The 7,657-nt window shown below is 62.1% G+C and carries 3 protein-coding genes; all 3 read left to right on the plus strand.

Annotation, left to right across the window (positions count from 1 at the left end; translation table 11 throughout):
• The first annotated feature begins 121 nt into the window (after positions 1-121).
• Genes BFW87_RS23550 through BFW87_RS23560 form a run of 3 tightly spaced genes read left to right on the plus strand, consistent with a single transcriptional unit; the run spans position 122 to position 7,628 of the window.
• Positions 122-1,426 (plus strand): MdtA/MuxA family multidrug efflux RND transporter periplasmic adaptor subunit, encoded by a 1,305-nt coding sequence (locus BFW87_RS23550; protein ID WP_078742111.1) that lies wholly within the window; start codon positions 122-124, stop codon positions 1,424-1,426.
• Positions 1,423-4,524: an MdtB/MuxB family multidrug efflux RND transporter permease subunit gene (locus BFW87_RS23555; protein ID WP_078742112.1), complete on the plus strand. Its 3,102-nt coding sequence runs from the start codon at positions 1,423-1,425 to the stop codon at positions 4,522-4,524. Before BFW87_RS23550 ends, BFW87_RS23555 begins: the two co-directional genes overlap by 4 nt.
• Complete coding sequence (locus BFW87_RS23560) at positions 4,521-7,628, plus strand: efflux RND transporter permease subunit (protein ID WP_078742113.1); 3,108 nt, start codon at positions 4,521-4,523, stop codon at positions 7,626-7,628. Before BFW87_RS23555 ends, BFW87_RS23560 begins: the two co-directional genes overlap by 4 nt.
• The last annotated feature ends 29 nt before the right edge of the window (positions 7,629-7,657 follow it).

The raw sequence follows: 7,657 nt of genomic DNA on the forward strand, positions 1-7,657 counted from the left end.
AACGGACTAAGGTCAGAAGTTAAAAGTTGTAAGCCCAAGGTAAATAGCCGGTAAAGGCGCTTTTCTTAATGCGCCCCAGTGCTTATCTTTCAGCCTCCCAAAGAAGAAGCTCTCGCGCCCAATGGTTGATCATTCCATGCAATCCTCCCCCCGTCATTCCCGCCGCTGGCTGTTCGGCCTGCTGGTACTGCTGGTTATTGCCGGCCTGTGCTGGAAATTCTGGCCTGGCAACCACAAGGATGCCGACGCGAAGAAACCCGCCGGGCATGCCGGCAAGTCGGGGATGATGCGCCCGGGCTTCGGGGGTTCCACCGGTCCGATTCCGGTGCGTGTGGCGCCGACGGTGCTGGGTGAGTTCCCGGTGTACTACAAGGCGCTGGGCACGGTCACTGCGCTCAACACCATTAATGTGCGCAGCCGGGTGGGCGGCGAGCTGGTGAAAATCGCCTTTGAAGAAGGGCAGATGGTCAAGGCCGGCGACCTGCTGGCGGAAATCGACCCGCGCAGCTACCAGAACGCCTTGCTGCAGGCCCAGGGCACGCTGTTGCAGAACCAGGCCCAGCTGAAAAACGCCCAGGTGGATGTGGAGCGTTATCGCGGCCTGTATGCCCAGGACAGTATCGCCAAGCAAACCCTGGACACCGCCGAAGCGCTGGTCCTGCAATACCAGGGCACCGTCAAGACCAACCAGGGCGCGGTGGATGACGCCAAGCTCAACCTCGAATTCACCAAGATCCGCGCGCCCATCGGCGGCCGGGTCGGCTTGCGTCAGGTCGACGTGGGCAACCTCGTTGCCGCGAATGACACGACTTTCCTCGCGGTGATCACCCAGACCCAGCCAATCAGCGTGGTCTTCACCCTGCCGGAAAACACCCTCGACACCGTGCTCACCCGCTACCACGCCGGCAACAAATTGCCCGTGGAAGCCTGGGACCGTGGCGACGTGAAAAAACAGGCGGTCGGCGTGCTGCAAAGCCTCGACAACCAGATCGACGTCACGACCGGCACCCTGAAATTCAAGGGTCGCTTCGATAACAAGGACCAGGCGCTGTTCCCCAACCAGTTCGTCAATGTGCATTTGCTCGCCGACACCCTGCACAACGTGGTGCTGGCGCCGTCGGCGGCGATCCAGTACGGCAACAACGGCACCTTCGTCTACAAGCTCGACGGCGACAAGAAGGTCAAGGTCCAGCCGTTGGTGGTGGGTGATACCGATGGCGACAACACGGTGATCAAGGAAGGCCTGGTGGCTGGCGACCGCGTGGTGCTGGAAGGCACCGACCGCCTGAAAGACGGCAGCGAAATCGAAGTGGTCAACGACAGCAGTGAAGTGCCGACCACCCCGACCGAACACCTGCAAGGCAAGCCTGCAGCAAAAGAGAAGACCGGGGCTGACGCCGGCAAGGCGCAAAAGGTCGGCGCATGAACCTGTCGCGACTGTTTATCCTTCGCCCGGTTGCCACCACGCTGAGCATGCTGGCCATTGTTCTGGCCGGCATCATTTCCTATCGCCTGCTGCCGGTGTCGGCCTTGCCGCAGGTGGATTACCCGACCATCCGGGTCATGACCCTGTACCCCGGCGCCAGCCCCGACGTGATGACCAGTGCGGTCACCGCGCCGCTTGAGCGCCAGTTCGGGCAAATGCCCGGCCTCACGCAAATGGCCTCCACCAGCTCCGGCGGCGCGTCGGTGCTGACCTTGCGTTTCAACCTCGACATCAACATGGATGTCGCTGAGCAACAGGTGCAGGCCGCGATCAACGCTGCCACCAACCTGTTGCCCAAGGACTTGCCGGCGCCGCCGGTGTACAACAAGGTCAACCCGGCGGACACCCCGGTGCTGACCCTGGCGATTACCTCCAAGACCATGCTGCTGCCCAAGCTGAATGACTTGGTCGACACGCGCATGGCGCAAAAAATTGCGCAGATCAGCGGCGTCGGCATGGTCAGCATCGCCGGCGGCCAGCGCCAGGCCGTGCGTATCAAGGTCAACCCCGAGGCCCTGGCAGCGAATGGCTTGAACCTGTCGGACGTGCGCACCCTGATTGCAGCGTCCAATGTCAACCAGCCCAAGGGCAACTTTGACGGCCCGACCCGTGTGTCGATGCTCGACGCCAACGACCAACTGGTTTCGCCCCAGCAATACGCCGAACTGATCCTGGCCTACAACAACGGCGCGCCATTGCGCCTTAAAGACGTCGCACAAATCGTCGACGGCGCCGAAAACGAACGCCTTGCCGCCTGGGCCAATGAAAACCAGGCCGTGCTGCTGAATATTCAGCGCCAGCCGGGCGCCAACGTGATTGAGGTGGTCGACCGTATCAAGGCGTTGCTGCCAAGCATCACCGACAACCTGCCGGCCGGCCTCGACGTGACTGTGCTTACCGACCGCACCCAGACCATCCGCGCCTCGGTCACCGACGTGCAACACGAATTGCTCATCGCCATTGCCCTTGTGGTGATGGTGACTTTCCTGTTCCTGCGCCGTTTCAGCGCCACGATTATTCCGTCCATCGCCGTGCCGTTGTCGCTGATCGGTACATTTGGCGTGATGTATTTGGCCGGGTTCTCCGTGAATAACCTCACGCTGATGGCCCTGACCATCGCCACCGGCTTTGTGGTGGACGATGCCATCGTGATGCTGGAGAACATCTCGCGCTATATCGAGGAGGGCGAAACGCCGATGGCGGCCGCGCTCAAGGGCGCCAAACAAATCGGCTTTACCCTGATATCCCTCACCGTGTCGCTGATTGCAGTACTGATTCCGCTGCTGTTCATGGCGGACGTGGTGGGGCGCTTGTTCCGTGAGTTCGCGATCACCCTGGCAGTGGCGATCCTGATTTCCCTGGTGGTGTCCCTGACCCTGACGCCCATGATGTGCGCGCGCTTGCTCAAGCGTGAACCCAAAGAGGAAGAGCAGGGCCGTTTCTACAAGGCCAGCGGGGCCTGGATTGATTGGCTGATCGAAGCCTACGGGCGCAAATTGCAATGGGTGCTCAAGCACCAGCCGCTAACGTTGCTGGTAGCCATCGCCACCCTCGGCCTGACCGTGGTGCTGTATCTGGTGGTGCCCAAGGGCTTTTTCCCGGTGCAGGACACCGGGGTCATCCAGGGTATTTCCGAGGCACCGCAGTCGATTTCCTTTGCTGCCATGAGCCAGCGTCAGCAGGAGCTGGCCAAGGTCATTCTGGCCGACCCGTCGGTGGAGAGCCTGTCGTCCTACATTGGTGTGGACGGCGATAACGCCACCCTCAATAGCGGCCGTTTGCTGATCAACCTCAAGCCTCACGGCCAGCGCGATCTGAGCGCGGCGCAAATCATCACGCGCTTGCAGCCAGAAATCGACAAGCTGGTGGGCATCCGCCTGTTTATGCAGCCGGTGCAGGACCTGACCATCGAAGACCGTGTCAGCCGCACCCAGTACCAGTTCAGCATGTCATCGCCCGACGCCGAACTGCTCGCGCTGTGGAGTGACAAGCTGGTGCACGCCCTGAGCCAGTTGCCGGAACTCACCGACGTCGCCAGCGACCTGCAGGACAAGGGCTTGCAAGTGTTCCTGGTGATCGACCGCGACGCGGCCTCGCGCCTGGGCGTCAGCGTGTCCACCATCACCGACGCGCTGTACGACGCCTTCGGTCAGCGCCAGATTTCGACCATCTACACCCAGGCCAGCCAGTACCGCGTGGTATTGCAGGCCCAATCCGGTGAAACCCTCGGGCCTGCCGCGCTGAACCAGATCCACGTGAAAACCACCGACGGCGGCCAGGTGCGACTGTCGAGCCTGGCCCATGTGGAGCAGCGCCAGGCACAGTTGGCGATAGCGCACATCGGCCAGTTCCCGGCGGTGATGATGTCATTCAACCTGGCCCCCGGCGTCGCGCTGGGCAAAGGCGTGGAGCTGATCAACCAGACCCAGAAAGACATCGGCATGCCGGTGGGCGTGCAGACCCAGTTCCAGGGCGCTGCGCAGGCGTTCGAAGCCTCGTTGTCGAGCACCTTGCTGCTGATTCTGGCGGCGGTGGTCACCATGTACATCGTGCTCGGCGTGCTCTACGAGAGCTATATCCACCCGATCACCATTCTGTCGACCTTGCCGTCGGCGGCAGTGGGGGCCTTGCTGGCGTTGCTGCTCAGTGGCAATGACTTGGGCATGATCGCGATCATCGGCATTATTTTGCTGATCGGTATCGTGAAAAAGAACGCGATCATGATGATCGACTTCGCCCTCGACGCTGAGCGCAATCAGGGCCTGGACCCGCAAACGGCGATCTATCAGGCGGCGCTGCTGCGCTTCCGGCCGATTTTGATGACCACACTCGCCGCGCTGTTCGGTGCGGTGCCGCTGATGCTGGCCACCGGTTCCGGCGCTGAATTGCGTCAGCCGCTGGGCCTGGTGATGGTCGGCGGTTTGCTGGTGAGCCAGGTGCTGACCCTGTTCACCACGCCGGTAATCTACCTGTACTTCGATCGCCTTGGCCGTCGCTGGCGCAAAGAGCCGCAAAGCCTGGAGCCGGTTGAGTCATGAACCTGTCCGGACCTTTCATTCGGCGGCCCGTCGCGACGATGCTGCTGAGCCTGGCGATCATGTTGCTCGGCGGCGTCAGCTTCAATTTGTTGCCGGTGTCGCCGCTGCCCCAGATCGACTTCCCGGTGATCGTGGTGTCGGCCAGCTTGGCCGGCGCCAGTCCCGAGGTGATGGCGTCTACGGTGGCTACGCCGCTGGAGCGCTCGTTTGGTGCGATTGCCGGCATCACGACGATGAGCAGTTCGTCGAGCCAGGGCTCCACGCGCGTGATCCTGGCGTTCGACTCCGACCGTGACATCAACGGCGCGGCGCGAGAAGTGCAGGCGGCCATCAACGCCTCGCGCAACCTGCTGCCCAGTGGCATGCGCAGCATGCCCACCTACAAGAAAATCAACCCGTCCCAGGCGCCGATCATGGTGCTGTCGCTGACCTCCGACGTGTTGCAGAAAGGCGAGCTGTACGACCTGGCGTCGACCATCCTCTCGCAAAGCCTGTCCCAGGTGCCGGGCGTTGGCGAAGTGCAAATCGGCGGCAGCTCCCTGCCGGCGGTGCGCATTGAGCTGGAACCCAAGGCCCTCGACCAGTACGGCGTGGCCCTGGACGATGTGCGTAATACCATCGCCAATGCCAACCAGCGCCGGCCCAAAGGCTCCCTGGAAGACAGCGAACGCAACTGGCAGATTCAGGCCAACGACCAGTTGGAAAAGGCCAAGGATTACGAGCCGCTGCTGATTCGTTACCAGAACGGCGCGGCCCTGCGCCTGGGGGACGTGGCGAAGATCAGTGACGGTGTGGAAGACCGCTACAACAGCGGCTTTTTCAACAATGATTCCGCCGTATTGCTGGTGATCAACCGCCAGTCCGGCGCCAACATCATCGAGACGGTGCGCCAGATCAAGGCGCAGTTGCCCGCATTGCAGGCGGTGTTGCCGTCCAGCGTCAAGCTCAACCTGGCCATGGACCGTTCGCCGGTGATCACCGCGACCTTGCATGAAGCCGAGATGACCTTGCTGATCGCCGTGGCCCTGGTGATTCTGGTGGTGTACCTGTTCCTGGGTAATTTCCGCGCCTCGTTGATCCCGACCCTGGCGGTGCCGGTGTCGCTGGTCGGCACCTTTGCGGTGATGTACCTGTGCGGTTTCTCGCTGAACAACTTCTCGCTGATGGCGCTGATCCTGGCCACCGGCCTGGTGGTGGACGACGCCATTGTGGTGCTGGAGAACATTTCCCGGCACATCGACGATGGCGTGCCACCGATGAAAGCGGCGTACCTGGGGGCTGAGGAAGTCGGTTTTACCCTGCTGTCGATGAACGTGTCGCTGGTGGCGGTGTTCTTGTCGATCCTGTTTATGGGCGGGATTGTTACCAGCCTGTTCCGTGAGTTCTCCATCACCCTGTCGGCGGCGATCATTGTCTCGCTGATCGTGTCGCTGACGCTGACCCCGATGCTGTGCGCGCGCTGGCTCAAGCCTCATGTCAAAAGCCGTATGACCGGCTTGCAGCGCTGGAGCCAGAAGGTCAACGACCGCATGGTCGCCGGCTACGCGACCAGCCTGGACTGGGTGCTGCGCCATCGGCGCCTGACCCTGCTCAGCCTGTTCGTGACCATCGGCGTCAACGTTGCGCTGTATGTGGTGGTGCCGAAAACCTTTATGCCGCAGCAGGACACCGGCCAGTTGATCGGTTTTGTACGCGGCGATGACGGGCTGTCGTTCAACGTGATGCAGCCGAAGATGGAGACGTTCCGCAAGGCCGTGCTCAAAGACCCGGCGGTGCTCAGCGTGGCCGGCTTTATCGGCGGCAACAACGGCACCAACAATGCGGTGATGCTGGTGCGCCTCAAGCCTATCGCCGAGCGCAAGATCTCGGCCCAGGCCGTGATCGAACGCCTGCGCAAGGACGTGCCGCTGGTGCCCGGCGGGCGCCTGTTTCTGATGGCCGACCAGGACCTGCAATTTGGTGGCAGCCGCGACCAGACCAGCGCGCAGTATTCCTACATCCTGCAAAGCGGCGACCTGGCTGCGTTGCGCCTGTGGTACCCGAAAGTCGTCGCCGCCTTGCGCGAGCTGCCGGAACTCACCGCCATCGACGCCCGCGAAGGTCGCGGTGCGGCGCAGGTGACGCTGGTGGTGGATCGTGACCAGGCCAAGCGCCTGGGCATCGATATGAGCATGGTCACGGCGGTGCTGAACAACGCCTACAGCCAGCGGCAGATCTCCACCATCTACGACAGCCTCAACCAGTATCAGGTGGTGATGGAGGTCAACCCGAAATACGCCCAGGACCCGATCACCCTGAACCAGATGCAGGTGATCACCTCCACGGGCGCGCGGGTGCCACTGTCGACCATTGCCCATTACGAAAACAGCCTGGCCGACGACCGCGTCAGCCATGAAGGCCAGTTCGCCTCGGAAAACATTGCCTTCGACATGTCGCCCGGGGTCACGGTGGAGCAGGGCACCGCCGCCATCGAGCGGGCGATTGCCAAGGTCGGGCTGCCTGAAGACGTGATCGCCAAGATGGCCGGTACGGCCGATGCATTTGCCGCGACCCAGAAGGGCCAGCCGTTCATGATCCTCGGTGCGCTGGTGGCGGTGTATCTGGTGTTGGGCATTCTGTATGAAAGCTACATTCACCCGTTGACCATTCTTTCGACCTTGCCGTCGGCGGGGGTCGGCGCCATGCTCTCGATCTACCTGACGGGGGGCGAATTCAGCCTGATTTCTCTGTTGGGCCTGTTCCTCCTGATCGGTGTGGTGAAGAAGAACGCGATCTTGATGATTGACCTGGCCTTGCAGCTGGAGCGCAATGATCGCATGAGCCCGCTGGAATCGATTCGCAGCGCCTGCCTGCTGCGTTTGCGGCCGATTCTGATGACGACGCTCGCCGCCATTCTCGGCGCCTTGCCCTTGTTGCTTGGCAGCGGCGATGGCGCAGAGATGCGCCACCCTCTGGGCCTGACCATCATTGGTGGCCTGGTCTTCAGCCAGATCCTGACCCTTTACACCACCCCGGTGGTTTACCTCTATCTCGACCGTGCGCGCCACCGCTTCAACGCCTGGCGCGGCGTGCGTACCGATGCTGCCCTGGACACTGCGCTATGACCGATTCGACAACCGCCAATGCAAGCTCC

This window comes from Pseudomonas fluorescens, assembly GCF_002022275.1.
Lineage (GTDB): Bacteria > Pseudomonadota > Gammaproteobacteria > Pseudomonadales > Pseudomonadaceae > Aquipseudomonas > Aquipseudomonas fluorescens_AJ.